This is a genomic window from Hydrogenophaga pseudoflava NBRC 102511 (assembly GCF_001592285.1).
Lineage (GTDB): Bacteria > Pseudomonadota > Gammaproteobacteria > Burkholderiales > Burkholderiaceae_C > Hydrogenophaga > Hydrogenophaga pseudoflava.
The window spans coordinates 190403-213448 of sequence record NZ_BCWQ01000002.1 but is presented as its reverse complement, the minus strand read 5'-3'; the positions used below and the strand labels follow the sequence as shown (position 1 = coordinate 213448).

At 65.4% G+C, this 23046-nt stretch carries 19 protein-coding genes; 14 read left to right on the top strand and 5 right to left on the bottom strand.

Annotated features, from left to right (window positions below; all coding sequences use genetic code 11):
• Window positions 1-15 precede the first annotated feature (15 nt).
• Window positions 16-651 carry a GntR family transcriptional regulator gene (locus HPS01S_RS03870; RefSeq protein ID WP_066151430.1) on the bottom strand — a complete coding sequence of 212 codons (636 nt, stop codon included), beginning with the start codon at window positions 649-651 and terminating at the stop codon, window positions 16-18.
• Window positions 652-793: 142 nt separating this feature from the next.
• On the opposite strand from HPS01S_RS03870, the gene scpA reads away from it, so the two are divergent.
• From scpA to HPS01S_RS03845, 5 genes are all read left to right on the top strand, one after another.
• A complete protein-coding gene (gene scpA, locus HPS01S_RS03865) occupies window positions 794-2950 on the top strand; it encodes a methylmalonyl-CoA mutase (protein ID WP_066151428.1) in 2157 nt (718 codons plus the stop codon).
• Window positions 2951-3049: 99 nt separating this feature from the next.
• Entirely contained in the window at window positions 3050-4057 is a 1008-nt protein-coding gene (gene meaB / locus HPS01S_RS03860) for a methylmalonyl Co-A mutase-associated GTPase MeaB (RefSeq protein WP_066151797.1), read from the top strand.
• Between the two features lie 39 nt (window positions 4058-4096).
• A complete protein-coding gene (locus tag HPS01S_RS03855) occupies window positions 4097-5629 on the top strand; it encodes an acyl-CoA carboxylase subunit beta (protein WP_066151425.1) in 1533 nt (510 codons plus the stop codon).
• Window positions 5630-5649: 20 nt separating this feature from the next.
• Window positions 5650-7701: an acetyl-CoA carboxylase biotin carboxylase subunit gene (gene accC / locus HPS01S_RS03850; RefSeq protein WP_066151423.1), complete on the top strand. Its 2052-nt coding sequence runs from the start codon at window positions 5650-5652 to the stop codon at window positions 7699-7701.
• Window positions 7698-8189, top strand: a complete 492-nt coding sequence (locus HPS01S_RS03845) for a VOC family protein (protein WP_066151421.1) — start codon at window positions 7698-7700, stop codon at window positions 8187-8189. The genes accC and HPS01S_RS03845 overlap by 4 nt, the downstream gene beginning before the upstream one ends.
• Before the next feature lie 64 nt (window positions 8190-8253).
• Here HPS01S_RS03845 and HPS01S_RS03840 read toward each other — a convergent pair whose 3' ends face one another.
• On the bottom strand, window positions 8254-8625 hold the full coding sequence (locus HPS01S_RS03840) for a cupin domain-containing protein (RefSeq protein WP_066151419.1): 372 nt from the start codon (window positions 8623-8625) through the stop codon (window positions 8254-8256).
• Window positions 8626-9007: 382 nt separating this feature from the next.
• On the opposite strand from HPS01S_RS03840, the gene HPS01S_RS22405 reads away from it, so the two are divergent.
• Entirely contained in the window at window positions 9008-11281 is a 2274-nt protein-coding gene (locus HPS01S_RS22405; protein ID WP_307172931.1) for a methyl-accepting chemotaxis protein, read from the top strand.
• A 1-nt stretch (window position 11282) separates the two neighbouring features.
• Here the strand turns inward: HPS01S_RS22405 and rsxB are convergent, their stop codons facing one another.
• The 3 genes from rsxB to HPS01S_RS03820 form a co-directional block, all read right to left on the bottom strand.
• Window positions 11283-11939, bottom strand: a complete 657-nt coding sequence (gene rsxB / locus HPS01S_RS03830) for an electron transport complex subunit RsxB (protein ID WP_066151417.1) — start codon at window positions 11937-11939, stop codon at window positions 11283-11285.
• 51 nt (window positions 11940-11990) lie between these two features.
• A complete protein-coding gene (locus HPS01S_RS03825; protein WP_066151415.1) occupies window positions 11991-13421 on the bottom strand; it encodes a polyhydroxyalkanoate depolymerase in 1431 nt (476 codons plus the stop codon).
• A 217-nt stretch (window positions 13422-13638) separates the two neighbouring features.
• Window positions 13639-14835, bottom strand: coding sequence for an amino acid aminotransferase (locus HPS01S_RS03820; protein ID WP_066151413.1), 1197 nt, complete (start codon window positions 14833-14835; stop codon window positions 13639-13641).
• Between the two features lie 105 nt (window positions 14836-14940).
• On the opposite strand from HPS01S_RS03820, the gene uvrB reads away from it, so the two are divergent.
• The 8 genes from uvrB to hscB all read left to right on the top strand — a co-directional run bounded on the left by uvrB (window position 14941) and on the right by hscB (window position 23012).
• Entirely contained in the window at window positions 14941-17028 is a 2088-nt protein-coding gene (gene uvrB / locus HPS01S_RS03815; protein WP_066151411.1) for an excinuclease ABC subunit UvrB, read from the top strand.
• A gap of 90 nt (window positions 17029-17118) precedes the next feature.
• Complete coding sequence (locus HPS01S_RS03810) at window positions 17119-17814, top strand: LuxR C-terminal-related transcriptional regulator (RefSeq protein ID WP_169803930.1); 696 nt, start codon at window positions 17119-17121, stop codon at window positions 17812-17814.
• Window positions 17811-19721, top strand: a complete 1911-nt coding sequence (locus HPS01S_RS03805; protein ID WP_066151407.1) for a sensor histidine kinase — start codon at window positions 17811-17813, stop codon at window positions 19719-19721. Before HPS01S_RS03810 ends, HPS01S_RS03805 begins: the two co-directional genes overlap by 4 nt.
• Before the next feature lie 173 nt (window positions 19722-19894).
• Complete coding sequence (iscR, locus tag HPS01S_RS03800) at window positions 19895-20431, top strand: Fe-S cluster assembly transcriptional regulator IscR (protein WP_066151405.1); 537 nt, start codon at window positions 19895-19897, stop codon at window positions 20429-20431.
• Window positions 20432-20536: 105 nt separating this feature from the next.
• A complete protein-coding gene (locus HPS01S_RS03795) occupies window positions 20537-21754 on the top strand; it encodes an IscS subfamily cysteine desulfurase (protein ID WP_066151403.1) in 1218 nt (405 codons plus the stop codon).
• Between the two features lie 12 nt (window positions 21755-21766).
• The gene (gene iscU / locus HPS01S_RS03790; protein ID WP_066151401.1) at window positions 21767-22153 is read left to right on the top strand and encodes a Fe-S cluster assembly scaffold IscU; all 387 of its coding nucleotides are present in this window, start codon (window positions 21767-21769) and stop codon (window positions 22151-22153) included.
• Window positions 22154-22161: 8 nt separating this feature from the next.
• Entirely contained in the window at window positions 22162-22485 is a 324-nt protein-coding gene (gene iscA / locus HPS01S_RS03785; protein ID WP_066151399.1) for an iron-sulfur cluster assembly protein IscA, read from the top strand.
• 8 nt (window positions 22486-22493) lie between these two features.
• Window positions 22494-23012 carry a Fe-S protein assembly co-chaperone HscB gene (gene hscB / locus HPS01S_RS03780; protein ID WP_066151397.1) on the top strand — a complete coding sequence of 173 codons (519 nt, stop codon included), beginning with the start codon at window positions 22494-22496 and terminating at the stop codon, window positions 23010-23012.
• Window positions 23013-23046 lie beyond the last annotated feature (34 nt).

Here is a 23046-nt window from a genome sequence, read left to right as displayed (position 1 = left end):
CCCGGGATTATCGGCTCAGGTCGCCGCTTCGAGCCCGTTGCGGAAGTGTTCCTGCATGCGCTGGCGGGTCAGGTTGGCGTCGCGCGCGAGCAGGGCGGCCATGACCGCTCGGTGCTCGGCCAGCGACTCCTCGATTCGGCCGGACTTGAACAGCGAGCTGTGGCGGTTGAGCTTCATGACCTTGCGCAGGTCGGCCACCATCTGCTGGCGCCAGCGGTTGTCGGCCATCTCCAGCAGCCGCATGTGGAACTGCTCGTTGACGGCGAAGAAGCGGTCGCGATTGGTGACGGCGGTTTCCAGCTCGGCGTGCAGGGTCTGCAGTTCGGTGCGCTGGGCGTCGGTGGCGCGCTCGGCCACCACGCCGGCAGCGTCGGATTCGAGCAGCGACAGCAGGTGGTAGACGTCGGCCAGGTCTTTCTCGGACACTTCCGTCACGTAGGCGCCGCGGCGCACCTTCATGGTCACCAGGCCTTCGGCCGCCAGCACCTTGAGTGCCTCGCGCAGCGGGGTGCGGCTGATGCCGTATTCCTCGGCCAGCTTGAGTTCGTCGATCCAGCTGCCGGGCTCCAGTTCGCGCTTGAAGATGCGCTGGCGCAGGAGTTCGGCAACTTCTTCGTACAGGGCGCGGGGGGCAAGGGAGAGGGCAGACATGCAGGGATGGGTCGGGTGACAGCGGCTGCATTGTAAGCCCGCTGGAATATTTTGCATCAATAATTATGAATGATGTAAACTCCGCGGCCGGATCTGTTGCAGATCCCACACCGCTGTCCGTCCGCCAGAGCGAGCCCCTGCCATGAGCCAGAAACCCTCCGAATTCGCCCCCGCCAACCTCGAAGCCTGGACCAAGGCGGCCCAGAAATCCGCGCCCGGTGGCGACGTGAACGCGCTCAACTGGGTCACGCCCGACGGCATCAGCGTGAAGCCTCTGTACACTGCCGAAGACACCAAGGACCTGCCGTACACCAACACCCTGCCGGGGTTTGAACCCTACATCCGCGGTCCGCAGGCCACGATGTACGCGGTGCGCCCCTGGACCATCCGCCAGTACGCCGGTTTCTCGACGGCCGAAGAATCCAACGCCTTCTACCGCAAGGCATTGGCCGCCGGCGGGCAGGGCGTGTCGGTGGCGTTCGACCTGGCCACGCACCGCGGCTACGACTCGGACCACCCGCGCGTGACCGGCGACGTCGGCAAGGCCGGTGTGGCGATCGACTCGGTCGAGGACATGAAGATCCTGTTCAACGAGATCCCGCTGGACAAGGTCAGCGTCTCGATGACCATGAACGGCGCGGTGCTGCCCATCCTGGCCGGCTACGTGGTGGCGGCGGAAGAGCAGGGCGTGAGCCAGGACAAGCTGAGCGGAACCATCCAGAACGACATCCTCAAGGAGTTCATGGTCCGCAACACGTACATCTACCCGCCCGAGCCGTCGATGAAGATCATCGGCGACATCATCGAGTACACGGCCAAGAACATGCCGAAGTTCAACTCGATCTCGATTTCGGGCTACCACATGCAGGAAGCCGGCGCCAACCAGGCGCTGGAGATGGCCTTCACCCTGGCCGACGGCAAGGAGTACGTGAAGACCGCCATCGCCAAGGGCATGGACGTGGACGAGTTCGCCGGCCGCCTGAGCTTCTTCTGGGCGGTGGGCATGAACTTCTACTTGGAGATTGCCAAGATGCGCGCGGCCCGCCTGCTGTGGTGCCGCATCATGAAGGGCTTCAACGCCAAGAACCCCAAGAGCCTGATGCTGCGCACGCACAGCCAGACCTCGGGCTGGTCGCTGACCGAGCAGGACCCGTACAACAACGTGGTGCGCACCACCATCGAAGCCATGGCGGCCGTGTTCGGTGGCACCCAGTCGCTGCACACCAACTCGTTCGACGAGGCCATCGCGCTGCCGACCGAGTTCAGCGCCCGCATCGCGCGCAACACGCAGCTCATCATCCAGGAAGAAACGCACATCACCAACGTGGTCGACCCCTGGGCCGGCAGCTACATGATGGAGTCGCTGACCCAGCAGATGGCCGACGAGGCCTGGAAGATCATCGAAGAGGTCGACGCCATGGGCGGCATGACCAAGGCGGTGGACAGCGGCTGGGCCAAGCTGAAGATCGAGGCCGCCGCGGCCGAGAAGCAGGCGCGCATCGACAGCGGCAAGGACGTGATCGTCGGCGTCAACAAGTACAAGCTCAAGCAGGAAGACGCCATCGACATCCTGGAGGTGGACAACGTCAAGGTGCGCGAGAGCCAGATCGCCCGCTTGAAGGCCATCAAGGCCCGCCGCGACAGCGCGGCGGTACAGTCGGCGCTGGAGGCGCTGACCGCCGCCGCCGAGAGCGGCCAGGGCAACCTGCTGGGCCTGAGCATCAAGGCCATCCGCCTGCGCGCCACGGTCGGCGAGGTGTCCGATGCGCTGGAGAAGGTTTTCGGGCGCCACCGCGCCGACACACAGAAGGTGACCGGGGTGTACGCCGCTGCTTACGACTCTGCCGAGGGCTGGGACCAGCTCAAGACCGAAATCGCCGACTTCGCCACCGCGCAGGGCCGCCGTCCGCGCGTGATGATCGCCAAGCTCGGTCAGGACGGACACGACCGTGGCGCCAAGGTGGTGGCCACGGCCTTTGCCGACCTGGGTTTCGACGTGGACATGGGCCCCCTGTTCCAGACGCCGGAGGAGTGTGCGCGCCAGGCGATCGAAAACGACGTGCACGCCGTGGGCGTTAGCACGCTGGCCGCCGGCCACAAGACCCTGGTGCCCGCCATCATCAAGGCTCTGAAAGACCAGGGCGCCGACGACATCGTGGTGTTCGTGGGCGGCGTGATCCCGCGCCAGGACTACGACTACCTGTACGAAGCCGGTGTCAAGGGCGTCTACGGCCCCGGCACGCCGATCCCGGCCAGCGCCAAGGACGTGCTGGAGCAGATCAAGAAAGTGAACCCGTGACCCACCCCTGCGGCGCTTCGCGCCACCCCCTCAAGGGGGCGACACCTGCGGCCTGGCAAAGCCAGTTCCGCGGTGTCCTGGGCTGCTGACATGCTGGCCATGACCGAGTCGACTGGTTTTCTGGACGGAATCGTCCGCGGGACCCCTGTCGTCCAGCGCCGCGCGATGGCCAAGGCCATCACGCTGCTGGAGTCCACCCGCCCCGACCACCGCCAGCAGGCCGATGCGCTGCTGACCAGGCTTCTGCCGCACACCGGCGGCGCTTTCCGACTGGGCATCAGCGGCGTGCCCGGCGTGGGCAAGAGCACCTTCATCGAGGCACTGGGCCTGTACCTGATCGGCCAGGGCCATCGGGTGGCGGTGCTGGCGGTCGACCCGTCGTCGTCCGTGTCGGGCGGCTCCATCCTGGGCGACAAGACCCGCATGGAGCACCTGTCCGTGCACGAGAAGGCCTACATCCGACCCAGCCCTTCCAGCGGCACGCTCGGTGGCGTGGCCGAGAAGACGCGCGAGGCCATGCTGGTCTGCGAGGCGGCGGGCTACGACGTCGTCATCGTGGAAACGGTGGGCGTGGGCCAGAGCGAGACCGCGGTGCACGGCATGACCGACATGTTCTGCCTGCTGCAGCTGCCCAACGCGGGCGACGACCTGCAGGCGATCAAGAAGGGCGTGATGGAACTGGCGGACCTCGTGGTCATCAACAAGGCCGACATCGACCCCGACGCCGCGACGCGCGCGCGGGCGCAGATCACCTCGTCGCTGCGGCTGCTGGGCCTGCACGGCAACCCCGACCACGTTCACCACGACCAGAAGGTCTGGCACCCGCAGGTGATCCAGATCAGTGCGCTGCACGGGCGGGGCGTGGACACGTTCTGGACCGCCGTGAGCGAGTTCAAGCGGCTGCAGACCGCCAACGGGCGCCTGGCCACGCGCCGCCAGCACCAGGCCTCGGCCTGGATGTGGGAACGCATCGACGCCGGCCTCAAGCAGCGCTTTCGTGAGCACCCGCGGGTGCGCGAGGCGCTGGACCTTTTCACGCGGCAGGTGCAGGCTGGCGAACTCGCCGCCTCCACGGCCGCACGCCAATTGCTCGAACGGTTCGACTGACGTCCACCCGATCACAACGATTTCACCGGAGAGACCACCATGCAAGACATCCTGGACCAACTGGAAAAGAAGCGCGCCGCGGCGCGCCTGGGCGGCGGCGAGAAGCGCATCGCCGCCCAGCACAGCAAGGGCAAGCTGACGGCGCGTGAGCGCCTGGAAGTGCTGCTCGACGAAGGCACCTTCGAAGAGTGGGACATGTTCGTGGAGCACCGCTGCGTGGACTTCGGCATGCAGGACCAGAAGATCCCCGGCGACGGCGTCGTGACCGGCTACGGCATGATCAACGGCCGCCTGGTGTTCGTCTTCAGCCAGGACTTCACGGTGTTCGGCGGCGCGCTGTCCGAAGCGCACGCCGAGAAGATCTGCAAGATCATGGACCAGGCCATGAAGGTCGGTGCCCCGGTGATCGGCCTGAACGATTCGGGCGGCGCCCGTATCCAGGAAGGTGTGGCCTCGCTTGGCGGTTACGCCGAGGTGTTCCAGCGCAACGTGATGGCCAGCGGCGTGATCCCGCAGATCAGCATGATCATGGGCCCCTCGGCCGGTGGCGCCGTGTACTCGCCCGCCATGACCGACTTCATCTTCATGGTCAAGGACAGCTCCTACATGTTCGTGACCGGCCCCGAGGTGGTGAAGACGGTGACGCACGAGGAAGTGACCGCCGAGGAGCTGGGCGGCGCGGTGACGCACAACACCAAGAGCGGCGTGGCCGACGGCGCGTTCGAGAACGATGTGGAAGCGCTGTTGATGCTGCGCCGCCTCTACAACTACCTGCCGCTCAACAACCGGGAAAAGGCGCCGGTGCGCCCCAGCGGTGATCCGATCGACCGCATGGACAAGAGCCTGGACACGCTGGTGCCGGACAACCCGAACAAGCCCTACGACATGAAGGAGCTGATCCTCAAGACGGTCGACGACGGCGACTTCTTCGAGATCCAGCCCGACTACGCCAAGAACATCATCGTCGGCTTCGCCCGCATGGACGGCCAGACGGTGGGCATCGTGGCCAACCAGCCGCTGGTGCTGGCTGGTTGCCTGGACATCAAGAGTTCGATCAAGGCCGCGCGCTTCGTGCGCTTCTGCGACGCGTTCAACATCCCGGTGGTCACCTTCGTCGACGTGCCCGGCTTCATGCCCGGCACCTCGCAGGAGTACGGCGGCATCATCAAGCACGGCGCCAAGCTGCTCTACGCCTACGCCGAGTGCACGGTGCCCAAGATCACCGTGATCACCCGCAAGGCCTACGGTGGCGCCTACGACGTGATGGCCTCCAAGCACCTGCGCGGCGACGTGAATTTCGCCTGGCCCAACGCCGAGATCGCGGTGATGGGCGCCAAGGGTGCGGTGGAGATCATCTTCCGCGAAGAGAAGAAGGACCCAGCCAAGCTGGCCGAGCGCGAGGCCGAATACAAGGCGCGCTTTGCCAACCCCTTCGTTGCCGGCGCGCGCGGCTTCATCGACGACGTGATCCTGCCTTCCGAAACCCGCAAGCGCATCTGCCGCAGCCTTGTCATGTTGAAGGACAAGAAGATCGAAAACCCGTGGCGCAAGCACGGGAACATCCCCCTCTGATTGCCCGAGGAGAAAACAACATGTTCAAGAAGATCCTGATTGCCAACCGCGGCGAGATTGCCTGCCGCGTCATCGCCACCGCCCGCAAGATGGGCATCGCCACCGTGGCCGTGTACTCCGAGGCCGACAAGGAGGCGCGCCACGTGCGCCTGGCCGACGAGGCCGTGCTGCTGGGCCCGGCGCCCTCGCGTGAGTCCTACCTGGTGGCCGACAAGATCATTGCCGCCGCCAAGCAGACCGGCGCCGAGGCCATCCACCCTGGCTACGGCTTCCTGTCGGAGAACGAGGCCTTTGCCGAACGCTGCGAGAAGGAAGGCATCGCCTTCATCGGGCCCAAGGCCCATTCGATTGCGGCCATGGGCGACAAGATCGCGTCCAAGAAGCTGGCCAACGAGGCCAAGGTCAACACCATCCCCGGCTACAACGACCCCATTCCGTCGGCCGAGCGCGCGGTGGAGATCGCCAAGGGCATCGGCTACCCGGTGATGATCAAGGCTTCGGCCGGTGGCGGTGGCAAGGGCCTGCGTGTGGCCTTCAACGACAAGGAGGCGCTGGAAGGCTTTACCGCCTGCCAGAACGAGGCCCGCAACAGCTTCGGCGACGACCGCATCTTCATCGAGAAGTTCGTCGAGCAGCCGCGCCACATCGAGATCCAGATCCTGGGCGACAGCCACGGCAACGTGCTGTATCTCAACGAGCGCGAGTGCTCCATCCAGCGCCGCCACCAGAAGGTGATCGAGGAAGCACCGTCGCCCTTCATTTCCGACGCCACGCGCAAGGCCATGGGTGAGCAGGCTGTGGCCCTGGCCAAGGCGGTGAAGTACCAGAGCGCGGGCACGGTGGAGTTCGTGGTCGGCAAGGACCAGGACTTCTACTTCCTGGAGATGAACACCCGCCTGCAGGTCGAGCACCCGGTGACCGAGTGCATCACCGGCCTGGACCTGGTGGAACAGATGATCCGCGTGGCCGCGGGCGAGAAGCTGGCCTTCACCCAGGCCGATGTGAAGCGCGATGGCTGGGCCATGGAGTGCCGCATCAACGCCGAGGACCCGTTCCGCAACTTCCTGCCGTCCACCGGCCGCCTGGTGCGCTTCACGCCCCCGACGGAAAGCATGTGGCAGGCCGACATCGCGCACAAGCACGGCGTGCGGGTGGACACCGGCGTGTTCGAAGGTGGCGAGATTCCGATGCACTACGACTCGATGATCGCCAAGCTCATCGTGCACGGCAAGGACCGCAACGACGCCATCGCCAAGATGCGCGAGGCGCTCAACGGTTTCGTCATCCGCGGCATCAACAGCAACATCCCGTTCCAGGCCGCGCTGCTGGCCCACCCGGACTTCGTCTCGGGCAATTTCAACACCGGCTTCATCGCCCAGCACTACGCCAGCGGCTTCCGCGCCGAGGACGTGCCGCACGACGACCCGGACTTCCTGGTGGCGCTGGCCGCTTTTGTGCGCCGCAAGAGCCGCGAGCGCGCCACCGGCATCTCCGGCCAGCTGCCGGGTTATGGCGTCAAGGTGGGCAAGGACTACACCGTCATCAGCCTCGGCGCAGATGGTCAGCACCGCTACACCCCGGTGCACGTGGACGAGTTCGTCGGCGAAACCGGCTACGCCTCCGTCACTGTGGGCGAGAAGCGCTTCAAGATCAGCTCGCCCTCGCGCCTGAACGACATCGTCATCACGGGCGAGTGCAACGGTCAGCCTTTCACCGCGCAGATGGAACGCGGTTCGGCCAAGAACCCGCTGGCGCTGGTGGTGCAGCACAACGGCACCAAGCTGGAGACCATGGTGGTGTCGCCGCGCATGGCCGAGCTGCACCAGCTCATGCCGTTCAAGGCCCCTCCGGACATGAGCAAATACGTGCTGTCGCCCATGCCGGGCCTGCTGGTGGATGTGGCGGTGCAGGTCGGCCAGAAAGTGCAGGCCGGCGAGCGCGTGGCCGTGATCGAGGCCATGAAGATGGAGAACGTGCTGTTCGCCGCGGCCGATGGCGTGGTGGGCAAGGTGCTCGCCTCCAAGGGAGAGAGCTTGGTCGTCGATCAGCCGATCGTGGAGTTCGAGAAATGAAGGGCACCCCACGCCCCTTCAAGGTGCTCGGCGTCCAGCAGATCGCCATCGGCGGTCCGGACAAGCTGCGGCTGCAGACGCTGTGGGTGGACATGCTCGGGCTGGAGAAGACCGGCACCTTCCAGAGCGAGCGCGAGAACGTGGACGAGGACATCTGCGCCATCGGCAGCGGCCCGTTCAAGGTCGAGGTTGACCTGATGCAGCCCATGGACCCCGAGAAGAAGCCGGCGGTCCATGCCACGCCGCTCAACCACATCGGCCTGTGGATCGACAACCTGCCGGTGGCGGTGGAGTGGCTCACGGCCCAGGGCGTGCGCTTTGCGCCGGGCGGCATCCGCAAGGGCGCGGCGGGTTTTGACATCACCTTCCTGCACCCCAAGGCGAACGAAGAATTCCCGATTGCGGGGGAAGGTGTGCTGATTGAACTGGTGCAGGCCCCGGCCGAGGTGGTCAACGCCTTTGCCGCCCTGGCCGCACGACCCGGTTGAAACCGAGAAGCCGAGGAGACAGCCCCGCCGGGTGCACGCCTGGCGGGGTTTTTTTATCTGGCGCTCACTCGCAGATCATGTAGGTCTTGGTCAGGGGCTCCAGCACCTCGAACGCCCCTTCGAAGCCGGGCGGAATGTAGATGCCTTCTCCCGGTCCGGCCTCCTCGAAGCCGCCCGTCGCATCGTGCACCCGGCAGCGGCCCTCAAGCACGGTGAACAGTTCGCGCTCGGTCGGCCCCATGGCGATGCGCCAGTGCCCCGGCTCGCAGCGCCAGACGCCGCAATACACCTGCCCGGCCGGCAGACCCTCGTCGACCAGGTTCCAGGTTTCCCGCATGGGGTTTCCGCGTAACAGCCGCTCCCGGCGCGGGTGGTCGACGGACGGGGTGCCCTCGGGGCGCGCGGTCAGTTTGAGGAGATGGGCGGTCGCGGTCATGCGCGGATTGTGCCGTCGCCTGGCTGCAGTTGGAACAGGCATGGAAGACAGGCGCTCTTCAGCGCATTGCGCGGCAGGCACTTGTCCTACGCTGGGGCTCACCTCACCGTCCGCATTCCGAGGAGTCCGCCATGGGCACCCACGAACACCCCAACCAGAACCATGCCACCCCTCACGGGGTTCCCCAGATGTCGCAAGGCGACGACTGCGGGGCACCAAGGCCCTCGGACTGCCCCAGTTTCACTGACAGACGTCGCTTGCGGGTCTATCCCAATTCAACAAGACCAGCGAACTGCCGATAGAAGTCTGATCAGAGAGAAGGAGCTGATGAGCCATGTCACGAGTCCAACCGTTCATGCCCGGCGTATGGCTGATGCGCAAAATGAGACTCCCCGTCAAGCTGGGGATTCTCGCGATGGCGATCGTTGTTCCGATGCTGGTGGTCTGCGTATCGCTGGTGCAGCGCATCTCGGACGAAATCCACCTCCTGGAAGGTGAGGCGCAGGGCGTTCAGGGCATCTCTGCCCTGGGCCGTCTGGTGACAGTCCTGCAGACCCACCGGGGGCAGACGAACATGCTGCTGGCAGGCGAAGCGGCCGCGCGTTCCTCCCTCGACAAGACCCGAGAGTCCCTGCCCACCACACTGGCCACCGCAGGCGCGGCGCTGACTGCGGCGCGCGAAGAAATGGGCCTCACACAGGTCTGGCGCGACCTGGAAGCCCGCGTGCAGCGGCTGGCAGACACCGAAAAGCTATCGCGCGAGCAGGCGTTCGACACCCACACCGCCCTGATCGCCGACATCAAGCGGCTCATGTACACCACCGGCGAACGCTCGCACCTGCTGTTCGATCCCGATCCTGCGAGCTACTTCCTCATGGACATCGTGGTCTCCCGCACCGTGCCATGGACCGAGCGCATGGCCCGTCTCAGGGGAGAGGGCGCCGGGTTGCTCAGCCGGCCTGAAGGCATGGGCGACGCCGCTGCGGGCCTTCGCTCCCAGCTGCAGTTGTTGGCAGGTGAAACCGACGACTTCCGCTTCGCCACCGCGTTCGCCCAGCGCTACGGACAGACCGGCCTGCCAGCCGAAGAGGCCATCAAGGCCTCGGAATCGTTCGTGGCGCTTGCGCTGGGTGCCGCCAATGGCTCCGGCAGCGTGGCGCCCACGGAGTATTTCGCCGCAGGCACCACGGCCATCAACGCGGCACAGGCCTACCAAGGCGCCGTGCTTGCGCGACTGACGCAACTGCTGGAAGAGCGCAAAGCGGCCGCGGAACTCCAGCGGTGGGTGGCGATCGGCGCCGCCGTTCTGGGCATGGCGGCCATGGGCTACCTGCTCACGTCGTTTTATTTCAGCTTTGTGATCGACTTCCGGCATGTCAGCCATGTGATGGCCGAGACCGCCAAGGGCAACCTGCGCACCCGCGTGACGGTGCGTGGCACCGACGAACTGGCCGATCTGGCGTCCCAGCTGCAGGACATGATCGGCAACCTGTCGGCCATGGTGGCCGAGGTGCGCAGCAACTCCGCGCTGGTCGCCTATGCCGGCAAGAGCCTGGCCACCGGCAACCGCGAACTGGCCGACCGCACCGAGCAGCAGGCGGCCAACCTGGAACAGACCGCCGCCAGCGTGCAGGAGCTCTCCAGCACGGTGCAGCGCAATGCCCAGACTGCGGGCGACTCGGATGCGCAGGCCTCCCGGGTCCGCGACATCGCCGAGAGCGGCGCACAGGCCATGGTGCGTGCGGTCGAATCGGTCGAGGGCATCCAGAAAAGTGCCCAGCAAATGAACGAGATCATCGGCGTGATCGACAGCCTGGCGTTCCAGACCAACATCCTGGCGCTGAATGCCGCCGTCGAAGCTGCGCGCGCCGGCGAACAGGGCCGTGGTTTCGCCGTGGTGGCGGCCGAGGTGCGGAGCCTGGCTCAGCGCTCGGCGGCGTCGTCGCGGGAGATCCGGGAACTGATCCAGGCTTCCGGGCAGCAGGTCTCCACCAGCGTGGCCCAGATCCGGGCCGCCGGTACAGGCATGACGGAGATCGTCAACGGCGTGCGCGGCGTGGCCGCCAACATGTCGCTGATTTCGGCGGCCAGCGCCGAGCAGAGCGGTGGCCTCAGCGAGATCTCGTCCGCGGTGGGGCAGCTCGATGAAATCACGCAGCGCAACGCCCGCATGGTCGAGCGCGCGGTCCAGCAGGCCACCCAGCTGGAAGGTCGGGCCGCCACGCTGGCCCAGGCGGTGTCGTCCTTCCAGCTCCAGCAGGGTGCGGCCGAGGAGGCGATGGCGCTGGTCCAGCGGGCACTTGAACTGCGTGCCCGCAGCAGTCGCGATGGCTTCCTGAACCAAATCACCGACCCGGCGCAGAACTTCCACGACCGCGACATGTACGTCTTCGCGCTCGACAGCAGCGGGGCCTATCGCGCGTTTGGCGGTCATCCTGAGAAGGTTGGCGGCCGCGTGCAGGACATTCCCGGTGTGGACGGCGCTTCGCTGTTCGAAGCCATCGTGGCACAGGCCGAACTGGAACCGGGCTGGGTGGAGTACGACATCACCAACCCGCAGACCGGTGTGGTGCAGACCAAGATGTCCTACGTCACCAAGGTCGACGATCTGTACGTCGGTTGTGGTGTCTACAAGTCGCTGACGGTGTCGGCCTGAGTCAGCCCTGCCCGCGGCGCTCGCGGGCGCGGGCCAGCGCCGCCTCGATCACGGCCCGCTTCTTGTCGAGTACGACCGGATCGGTGTGCTGCGAGTGCGCCGACAGGTCGGCCAGCTTCATGCGGGCCTTGGCCTCCAGGCGCGCCTCGTGCTCCTGCTTCTCCCGCACCAGCCGGATCGAGCGCCGGGTGTAGCGCTCGCGGGCCTGCTCTGCCTGGGCGGGAGTCCAGGCGCCCCATCCGGTGCGCTCGCCACTGACCACCTCCAGCGAGATGCAGTCGACCGGACAGACCGGGATGCAGAGTTCACAGCCCGTGCAGTAGGGCTCGATGACGGTGTGCATGCGCTTGTTGCTGCCGACGATGGCGTCGGTCGGGCAGGCCTTGATGCACAGGGTGCAGCCGATGCACCAATCTTCGTCGATCACCGCCAGAGTCAGCGGTCCTTCGATGCCGTTGGCGGGGTTGAGGTCGCTGGCCGTCTGTCCGGTGATCGCCGCCAGCCGCTCGATGCCCTCGCGCCCACCCGGGGGGCACTGGTTGATGCCGGCCTCGCCCGCAGCGACGGCCTGCGCGTAGCTCGCGCAGTCGGGGTAGCCGCAGCGGGTGCACTGCGTCTGGGGCAGTGCGGCATCGATGCGCCGGGCCAGTTCGTTCATGGGGCGCGAGTGTACCCGGGGCACCCGGGGCCCCGGGGCCCCGGGGCGCTGTCAGGAGGTCTTGCGCGCGGCCTTCTTGGCCACAGGACGCTTGGCGGCGGGCGCCGCGGCAACCGGGGCGGGAACGGCCTTTTTCGCCCGCGCGGTTTTGGCAGGGGCCGGCTTTGCGGGGCTGGCGACCGGTGCCAGGCTGGTGGTGGCCGCATCGGTGGCCTTGACAGGCTGGTGGGACAGGATGAAGCTCTTGACCACCGGGTAGACCATTTCGCGCCAGCGGCGGCCGCTGAAGATGCCGTAGTGGCCCGCGCCCTTGGCTTCGTAGTGCATCTGGTGGGTCTTGGGGATGCCGGTGCACAGTTCGTGGGCGGCGGCGGTCTGGCCCGAGCCGGAGATGTCGTCGAGCTCGCCCTCGACGGTCAGCAGGCCGGAGGTCTTGATGTCCTGAGGTTTCACGCGTTCGGTCTTGCCATTCGCGCCCTTCACATCCCAGGTGCCGTTGACCAGCTTGAACTCCTGGAACACCGTGTTGATGGTTTCCAGGTAGTAGTCGGCGTCCATGTCGAGCACGGCGTTGTACTCGTCGTAGAACTTGCGGTGAGCTTCGGCGCTTTCGTTGTCTCCCTTGATCAGGTCGCGGAAGTAGTCGTAGTGGCTGCTGGCGTGGCGGTCGGGGTTCATGGCCACAAAACCGGTGTGCTGCAGGAAACCCGGATACACGCGACGGCCGGCGCCCGGAAACTTGTCGGGCACCCGGTAGATGACGTTGTTCTCGAACCAGCTGTGGCTGCGCTGAGTGGCCAGGTTGTTCACCGCGGTGGGCGACTTGGTGGCGTCGATCGGTCCGCCCATCATGGTCATCGACAGCGGCGTGGTCTCGCCGCGCGAGGCCATCAGCGACACGGCGGCCAGCACCGGCACGGTGGGCTGGCACACGCTCATCACGTGGCAGTTGCCGTAGTTCTTCTGCAGGTAGCGGATGAATTCCTGCACGTAGTTGACGTAGTCGTCCAGGTGGAACTCACCTTCAGACAGCGGCACCAGGCGGGCGTTCTTCCAGTCGGTGATGTAGACCTTGTGGTCCTTGAGCATGGTCTTGACCGTGTCGCGCAGCAGTGTGGCGTAGTGGCCCGAGAGCGGCGCCACGATCAGCACGACCGGTTGGGACTTGAGCTTGGCCAGTGTGGCGGTGTCGTCGGAGAAACGCTTGAAGCGGCGCAGCTCACAAAACGGCTTGTCGATTTCCACGCGCTCGTAGATAGCAACCTCGACACCGTCCACGTTCACCGTGGGAATGCCGAAAGTCGGTTTTTCGTAATCCTTTCCAAGCCGGTGCAGCAGGTCGTAGCCCGCAGAGATCCGTTGTGCCATCGGCAACTGGCCGAGGGGGGACATCGGGTTGCTGAACAGCTTCGCGGTGACTTCGGCCAGGTCGGCGAAGGGTTCCATGATCGAGCGCTGGGTTTCGTAGATCTGGTAGAGCATGGCTGTTGAAAAGGTTATGTTGCAGTGCAATATAACAGCAGGGCACCCCTGTCCAGAGGGGAAAAACACTAATTCGCAGCCCCGTAGTGTCATCTTGGCGAAAGGAATCAGCCGCCGGGAAAGCGTGGTTTTGACCGGCCAGATCGGGTAAACAGTGCGAATGGACACAAAAAAAGCCGCTCGGTGAGCGGCTTTTGGCAGACGGGCGTGAGAAAAATCAAACGACCTTGGCAATGGCCTGACAGACATAGTCGATGTTCTTGCTGTTCAGGGCGGCCACGCACATGCGGCCGGTGTCCGTGCCATACACCCCGAACTCGTTGCGCAGGCGCACCATCTGGTCCTTGGACAGGCCCGAGTAGCTGAACATGCCGATCTGGGTGGTGATGAAGCTCATGTCCTGCTTTACACCGGCGGCCTTCAGGCCATCGACCAGCTTCTGGCGCATTTCCTTGATGCGCACGCGCATCTCGCCCAGTTCCTTTTCCCACAGGGCGCGCAGCTCGGGGTTGTTCAGCACCGCGGCTACCACCGCGCCACCGTGGGTCGGCGGGTTGGAGTAGTTGGTGCGGATGACGATCTTGAGCTGGCTCAGCACGCGCGCGGCCTCGTCCTTGTCCGATGCCACCACCGACAGGGCCCCGACGCGCTCGCCGTACAGGCTGAAGCTCTTGGAGAAGCTGGTGGAGACGAAGATGTTCAGGCCGGCGGCCACGAACTTGCCGATCACGGCGCCGTCTTCGGCGATGCCGTGGCCGAAGCCCTGGTAGGCCATGTCCAGGAAGGCGGTCAGATTACGGGCCTTGACGGCGGCGATCACCTGGTCCCATTGGGCTGCGGTGATGTCGTAGCCGGTGGGGTTGTGGCAGCAGGCATGCAGCACGACGATGGTGCCGGGGGCGGCGGCGTTCAGGTCGGCCAGCATGCCCTCGAAGTTCACCGAGCGGGTGGCGGCGTCGTAGTAGCGGTAGCTGCCCACCTCGAAACCGGCGTTCTGGAAGATGGCGCGGTGGTTTTCCCAGCTCGGGTCGGAAATCAGCACCTTGGCGTCCGGGCTGACCTTTTTCAGGAAGTCGGCGCCGATCTTCAGGCCTCCGGTGCCGCCGATGGCCTGCACGGTGGAAACTCGGCCGGACTTCACGACGTCGGATTCGGCGCCGAACACCAGGGCCTTGACGGCGTTGTCGTAGGCAACGATGCCGTCGATGGGCAGGTAGCCGCGGGCGGCGGGTTTGTCCATCATCGCCTTCTCCGCGGCCTGCACGCACTGCAGCAGCGGCAGCTTGCCGTTGTCGTCGAAGTACACGCCCACGCCCAGGTTGACCTTGCTGGGGTTGGTGTCGGCAGCGAATTGTTCGTTCAGACCCAGGATGGGGTCGCGGGGGGCCATTTCGACGGCGGAAAACAGGGACATGAAAATCCTTGAAAGGTTGTCAGTAGCGAAGAGTCCGGGCGTGGTGTAGTGTGCCGGGTTCGGCCAATTTTAACGGCCGCTCCCCACCACTCGTTGACTGCGCCCATGCCGGATCTCTCTGAAGTCATCACGGAAAAGCAGGACGGCACCTTCGTCCGCTTCCCCGATTCCCCGTTCGAGCTGTTCCAGCCTTACCCGCCGGCCGGCGACCAGCCCACAGCGATCGCCGGACTGGTCGAAGGCATCGAGGACGGCGAGGTGTTCCAGACCCTGCTGGGCGTGACCGGCTCGGGCAAGACCTTCACCATGGCCAACGTGATCGCCCGCATCGGGCGCCCGGCCATCGTGTTCGCGCCCAACAAGACGCTGGCTGCGCAGCTGTACTCCGAATTCCGCGAGTTCTTCCCCAAGAACGCGGTCGAGTACTTCGTCAGCTATTACGACTACTACCAGCCCGAGGCCTATGTGCCGCAGCGCGATCTGTTCATCGAGAAGGACAGTGCGATCAACGAGCACATCGAGCAGATGCGGCTGAGTTGCACCAAGAGCATCCTGGAGCGGCGCGACGTGGTGATCGTGGCCACCGTCTCGGCCATCTATGGCATTGGCAAGCCCGAGAGCTACCACCAGATGGTGATGACGCTGCGCGTGGGCGACAAGGCCGGCCAGCGCGACCTGATCGCACAGCTGGTGCGCATGCAGTACAGCCGCAACGAGCAAGACTTTTCCCGAGGCAAGTTTCGCGTGCGCGGCGACACCATCGACGTGTTCCCGGCCGAACACTCGGAGATGGCGATCCGCATCGAGCTGTTCGACGACGAGGTCGAGAGTCTCCAGCTGTTCGACCCGCTCACGGGCAAGGTGCGGCAGAAGATCCCGCGCTTCACCGTCTACCCCAGCAGCCACTACGTGACGCCGCGCGAGCAGGTGCTCAGCGCCGTCGAGGCCATCAAGGAAGAGCTGCGCGAGCGGCTGGCGCAGCTGGTGGGCATGGGCAAACTGGTCGAAGCCCAGCGGCTGGAGCAGCGCACGCGCTTCGACATCGAGATGCTCAGCGAGGTCGGCCACTGCAAGGGCATCGAGAACTATTCGCGCCACCTGGCCGGCAGTGCGCCGGGCGACCCGCCAGCCACGCTGACCGACTACCTGCCGCGCGACGCCATCATGTTCCTGGACGAGAGCCACCAGATGATCGGCCAGCTCAACGCCATGTACAACGGCGACCGCCAGCGCAAGACCACGCTGGTGGAATACGGGTTCCGGCTGCCCAGCGCGTTGGACAACCGGCCGCTGAAGTTCGAGGAGTTCGAGCAGCGCATGCGCCAGTGCATCTTCGTCTCGGCCACGCCGGCCGACTACGAGAAGACGCACGCCGGCAAGGTGGTGGAGCAGGTGGTGCGTCCCACAGGCCTGGTCGACCCCGTGGTCGAGGTGCGGCCGGCCACCCACCAGGTGGACGATGTGCTGCAGGAGATCCGCATCCGGGTGGAGCAGGGTGAGCGGGTGCTCATCACCACGCTGACCAAACGCATGGCCGAGCAACTGACCGACTACCTGACCGAGAACGGGGTCAAGGTGCGCTATCTGCACAGCGACGTGGACACGGTCGAGCGGGTCGAGATCATCCGCGACCTGCGCCTGGGCGCCTTCGATGTGCTGGTGGGCATCAACCTGCTGCGCGAGGGGCTGGACATTCCCGAGGTGTCGCTGGTGGCCATTCTGGATGCCGACAAGGAAGGCTTCCTGCGCGCCGAGCGCTCGCTGATCCAGACCATCGGCCGCGCGGCACGCAACCTCAACGGCAAGGCCATTCTGTATGCCGACCGCATCACCGACTCGATGAAGAGGGCGATGGACGAGACCGAGCGGCGCCGGGCCAAGCAGATCGCGTTCAACGAGGCGAACGGCATCACGCCCAAGGGTGTGGTCAAACGCATCAAGGACCTGATCGACGGCGTTTACAGCGAGAAGGCGGGACGGGAGGCGGACCGCCTGGCGGCGGCCAGCGCGCAGAAGGCCGACCTGGAGGCGCTGGACGAAAAGGACGCTGCGCGGGAAATCAAGCGGCTGGAAAAGCAGATGCTGGAGCACGCGCGCAACCTGGAGTTCGAGAAGGCGGCGTCTGTGCGAGACCAGTTGACCCGGCTCAAGGAGCGTCTGTTCGGCGCTTCCGGACAGGACAAGGTCGCCTGAGCAGCTGCCGCACAATACCGGCCGGGGCGCCGCGAAGGGGGCGGCATGCAGATGCCGGGGGGCGCTCACAACAACACCTTTCGTTCACGCATGAACACCGCATCGCGAGGGTCGCAGCAGTCCGCACAGATGGACGATGAAACGCGCATTTACCTGATCGAAGACGATCCCGCCATCCAGCACTTCGTCCGGCAGGCCTTGTTGTCCCGGCCACAGTGGCAACTGGTTGGCGTGTCGGTGAGCCGCCGCCACGCGCTGGAACACGCGCTGCATGCCAACGCCAATGTGTTTCTGGTCGATCTTGGCCTGCCCGATGGGCGGGGTGAGGATCTGCTGCACTGGCTCGCCGTCGAACATCCTGACGCCGAACTGCTGGTATTCACCGTGTTTGGCGATGAGTCCCGCCTCGTGGCCGCGCTGCAGGCCGGGGCGACCGGTTATGTGCTCAAAGGCTGCACGCCAGAGGAACTGGTCACCGCCATCGAACAGATCCGGGCCGGCGGGGCGCCGATCTCGCCCTTGCTGGCGCGCATGCTGCTGCGTCAGTTCCGCTGGGTGCAAGAGGTGCCGACCGCGGCCCAGGAGTTGCAGGAAGTCCTGCTCTCGGACCGGGAGACCGAGGTGCTCCGGCTGGTCGCACAGGGCTACGTCAACAAGGAAATCGCCCAGCGGCTGTTCATATCGCCCGCCACGGTGGGCTCGCACATCAAGAACCTCTACCGCAAGCTGGCGGTTCACAGCCGGGTCCAGGTGGTCCGCGCCGCGCAGGAACGAGGTCTGCTGTGAGCTGGGCGGGGGCGCTGACCCGGCGGCTGCTGGCGACGCCGGCCTACTGGTGGGCGGGCATGCTGCTGGCGGTGGGCATTGCCGGTCTGGCCTGGGTGTCGCGCACCACCCCGGTGGAGGGCGCCCTGGTGGTCCGGCAGGCCCTGGTGGAGCACCGGCAGGCCGGCGTGTTGCAGGTGTCGGAGGTGGCGCTGCCCCATGTCTGGGATGAGCAGTTGCCCCGCTGGGAAGGCGAAGCGCGGTACCGGTTGCCGTGGCCTGCCGGCTTGTCCTACAGCGGCGACGACCAGGCTCCGTTGGCCATGCTGCTGCCGCGGGTCGGGGCCCGGTACCGGGTCTGGCTCAACGGGCAGGAAGTCGCCGACCGTTTCTGGTCGTACGAGGGTTTTGTGGACACCTCCCTCGTGCCCCAGATCGTGCATCTGCCGCGCGCCTGGCTGGCGGCCGAGCAGGCCGACAACCGAATCGAGATCGAGGTGCGAGGTCAGCCGCTGCGCAAGAGCGGGCTGTCGCAGGTGCAGATCGGCCGGGCCGATGCGCTGGTCCAGCGCCATGCTGACCTGATGTGGTGGCAGGTGTACGTGACCTGGATGGTGGCCGCCGTGTCGCTGATGCTCGGCCTGATGGCGCTGCTCCTGTGGCTGAACACCCGCGAACGGCTGTTTGGCCTGCTGGCGGCGGCCACCTTCGCATGGGCGGTGCGGCTGGGGCTGTCGCCGCTGGAAACGCCGCCGATGTCCTTCGAGGTCTGGTACTACCTGCAGAAGCTCTCGTTCACGGCCTACTGCGGGTTTTTGTATCTCTTCATGTGGGACCTGTTCGACTACCGGCAGGGGCTGATCCGCAGCTTTGTCAATGGACTGTTGTGGCTCGGCCCGTTCTGGCTGGCGGTCACGGTGTACGTCGACAGCTACGCCATGTACTGGATCTGGATGGCTGTGATCACACTGACCTCGGCGGTGGCACTCGTGAAGCTGTTCCACCGGGCGCGCTGGGGGCTCGATGCCAACCAGCGGCTCACCATCGTGTTTGGTGCTGCCACCATGGCCACTGGCGTGCGCGACTTTGCCGTTGTGAACATGGGTTTTCCTGGCGATGCCGACATCCGCTGGATGACGGTGGGGTCGCTGATGCTGATGTACGCCCTGGGCTGGGTGATGGTGCGCCGGGTGTCGGCGGCCATGGAGCAGGTTCGGCTGCTCAACACCGAACTCTCGCGCAAGGTGGGGGAGAGAGAGGTCGAGTTGCAGCGGCTGTTCGAGCGTTTGCGCCACGTGGAGAGCCAGCGTGTGCTGGAGGCCGAGCGCCGCCGCCTCACGCGCGACATGCACGATGGCCTGGGCAGCCAACTGGTGCAGGCGCTCAACGTGGTCCGTGGCGGCGGACCCCAGGTCGACACCGCGGCGATGGCGGCCATGCTCCACCATGCGCTGGAAGATCTGCGCATGACCCTGGATTCCCTCGAGCCCATGGACGGCGACCTACCCACCATCCTGGGCACCTTGCGCCAGCGCATTGCGCCGGCGATGCTGGCGGCCGGGGTGGAGTTGGTCTGGCAGGTGCAGGAGGTGCCACCGATTCCAGGGCTGGAGGCCCGGGGCGTGTTGCATGTGTTCCGTTGTCTGCAGGAGGTTTTTGCGAACGTGCTCAAGCACGCGCAGGCCGGGCGGGTCACGGTGAGCACACGGGACCTGGGCGGGCAGGTCGAGCTGTGTGTGTCCGACGATGGCGTTGGACTGGGCAGGCTTGACGGCGGTTTGTCTGGCGGGGGCGGGCGCGGGATGGGCAACATCCGGCTGCGAGCGGCCGAACTCGGTGTGCTGGTGTCGTTTGAGGAGGCCGCGCCCGGGACGTGCGTGCGCTTCCTCTTCCCTCTGCAGCGGCACGACCCGGCGGGCAGCGGGTAACCCGAGAGAAACACTTGGCTATTGGTGTATACTCGATAAAAACAGTCGGATACCAAGTTGACGTTGCAGCCACCACGGTGGCTGGGGTGGGTGGAGAAGCGGTCGAGTGGGTGTCTCAAGACGTCCGCCCGGTTCTACAACGGCAGCCAAACCTCACGATTCAGGAGCACCCCATGCGCCTCACGACCAAAGGCCGCTTCGCGGTCACAGCCATGATCGACCTGGCCTTGCGCCAGAACAATGGCCCCGTCACGCTGGCCGCCATCAGCCAGCGCCAGCAGATTTCGCTGTCCTACCTTGAGCAGTTGTTTGGCAAACTGCGCCGCCACGAGCTGGTGGAGTCCACCCGCGGCCCTGGCGGCGGCTACACGCTGGGCCGGAAGGCAGCAGAGATCACGGTCGCCGACATCATCGTGTCGGTGGACGAACCCATCGACGCCACCCAGTGCGGTGGCAAGGAAAACTGCCTGGGTGAGGGCAACCGCTGCATGACGCACGAGCTGTGGGCTCAGCTGAACGCCAGAATGGTCGACTTCCTCGATTCGGTCTCGCTGCAGTCGCTGGTGGACGAACAGATCGCCAAGGGCGTGGTGGTCGAGAATGCCCCCATGATCAAGCGCGCGATTTCCAGCGCCCCGGTGGTCAAGCCGATTCGCGTCAACGCGCCGAACTCGGTGTTCGCGCTCGGAGGCGCCGCACTCTCCAAATGACGAGCACGGCTGGTGCTTGCACCAGCCTCGCCTTTGGCATGCCCACCCATTCGGGGCGGGCATCCTTCTGGTCCCACGATTCCAAATTACTGAAAATCTGCCGCCATGAGCACGCCGCATTTCCCGATCTACATGGACTACAGCGCCACCAACCCCTGCGACCCTCGGGTGGTGGACGCGATGATTCCCTGGTTGCGCGAGCACTTCGGCAACCCGGCCTCACGCAGCCACGCCTGGGGCTGGGAAGCCGAAAAGGCTGTCGAAACCGCCCGCGAGCAGGTGGCGGCGCTGATCAACGCCGATCCGCGCGAGATCGTCTGGACTTCGGGCGCCACCGAGTCCAACAACCTCGCCCTCAAAGGCGCCGCGCACTTCTACAAGACCAAGGGCAAGCACCTGATCACGGTCAAAACCGAGCACAAGGCCGTGCTGGACACCTGCCGCGAGCTGGAGCGCCAGGGCTTCGAGGTGACCTACATGGATGTCCAGGCCGATGGCCTGCTGGACCTGGAGGCCTTCAAGGCCGCAATCCGCCCGGACACCATCCTGGCCTCGGTCATGTTCGTGAACAACGAAATCGGAGTGATCCAGGACATCGCCGCCATCGGCACCATCTGCCGCGAGAAGGGCGTGATCTTTCACGTGGACGCGGCGCAGGCCACCGGCCGGGTGGACATTGACCTGCAGACTCTGCCGGTGGACCTGATGAGCCTGACCAGCCACAAGACCTACGGTCCCAAGGGCATTGGCGCGCTGTACGTGCGGCGCAAGCCGCGCATCCGCATCGAGGCGCAGATGCACGGTGGTGGCCACGAGCGCGGCATGCGCTCGGGCACCTTGCCCACCCACCAGTGCGTGGGCATGGGCGAGGCCTACCGCATTGCCAAAGAAGAGATGCACGCCGAGAACGTGCGCATCCGCGCGCTGCACGACCGCATGGTCGCCGGCCTGAAGGACATCGAGGAGGTGTTCATCAATGGCCACGAGACGCAGCGCGTGCCCCACAACCTGAACATGAGCTTCAACTACGTCGAGGGCGAATCGCTGATCATGGGTATCAAGGGTCTGGCGGTGTCGTCGGGTTCGGCCTGCACCTCGGCCAGCCTGGAGCCCAGCTACGTGCTGCGGGCCCTGGGCCGCAGCGACGAGCTGGCCCACAGCAGCCTGCGCATGACCATTGGCCGCTGGACCACCGAAGAAGAGATCGACTACGCGATCGCCACCATCAAGGAAAACGTCGCCAAGCTCCGTGAACTCTCCCCCCTTTGGGAAATGTTCAAGGATGGCGTCGATCTGTCCACCATCCAGTGGGCAGCGCACTGAAGGAGAACAACCATGGCCTATTCTGAAAAAGTCGTTGACCACTACGAAAACCCCCGCAACGTCGGCTCTTTCGACAAGGGTGATGAATCCGTCGGTACCGGCATGGTGGGCGCACCTGCCTGCGGCGACGTGATGAAGCTGCAGATCAAGGTGAACCCGCAGACGGGCGTGATCGAAGACGCACGCTTCAAGACCTACGGCTGCGGTTCAGCCATCGCGTCCAGCTCGCTGGTGACCGAATGGGTCAAGGGCAAGACGCTGGACGAAGCCGCGGCCCTCAAGAACAGCGAGATCGCCGAAGAACTGGCCCTGCCGCCGGTCAAGATCCACTGCTCCATCCTGGCCGAAGACGCCATCAAGGCCGCGGTGGACGACTACCGCAAGAAGCACGCGAACTGAGTCCCGCCATGTCCGTCACGATTTCTGAAGCCGCGGCCCGTCACGTCACCCGTTACCTCGCCAAACGGGGCAAGGGCGTGGGCGTGCGCCTGGGCGTCAAGACCACCGGTTGTTCTGGCCTGGCCTACAAGCTGGAGTACGCCGACGAGATCGCTCCAGAGGACGTGGTGTTCGAGGAAAACGGCGTCAAGGTGCTGGTGGACCCCAAGAGCATGCCTTACATTGATGGCACGCAGCTGGACTTCGTGCGCGAGGGCCTGAACGAAGGCTTCAAGTTCCACAACCCGAACGAGCGCGACCGCTGCGGCTGCGGTGAAAGTTTCCGGGTCTAATCCCGGAAATGAACCTGCAATCCAACGACTTCGAACTCTTTGAGCTTCCACCGGCCTACTCACTGGACCGCGCCGTTCTGGACGAACGCTGGAAGGCCTTGCAGCGCGAGGTGCACCCCGACCGGCACGCTGCGGCCGACGCCCAGACCCAGCGGCAGGCGATGCAGTGGTCCGTGCGCATCAACGAGGCTTACCAGCGCCTGAAGGACCCGCTGCAGCGCGCGGCCTACCTGTGCGAGTTGCACGGGGCTCCCGTCCAGGCGGAGAACAACACCGCCATGCCTCCTGCCTTTCTCATGCAGCAGATGGAATGGCGTGAAGCGCTGGAAGAGGCGGCTTCTGCCGCTGTGGTCGAGGATCTCGCCGATGAGGTGGCCTCTGCACGAAAGCGCATGCTGGCGCAACTGCAGCAGACCGCCGACGTGCAGCACGACTGGCCCGCACTGGCCGGGCAGGTCAGAGCCCTCATGTTCATTGAGCGTTTTGCGCGCGACGTCGAGAGCCGTCTCGAACAGCTGGGACAATAGCGGGTTGCGCTGGTTTCATTCCCGTTTTTTCTCT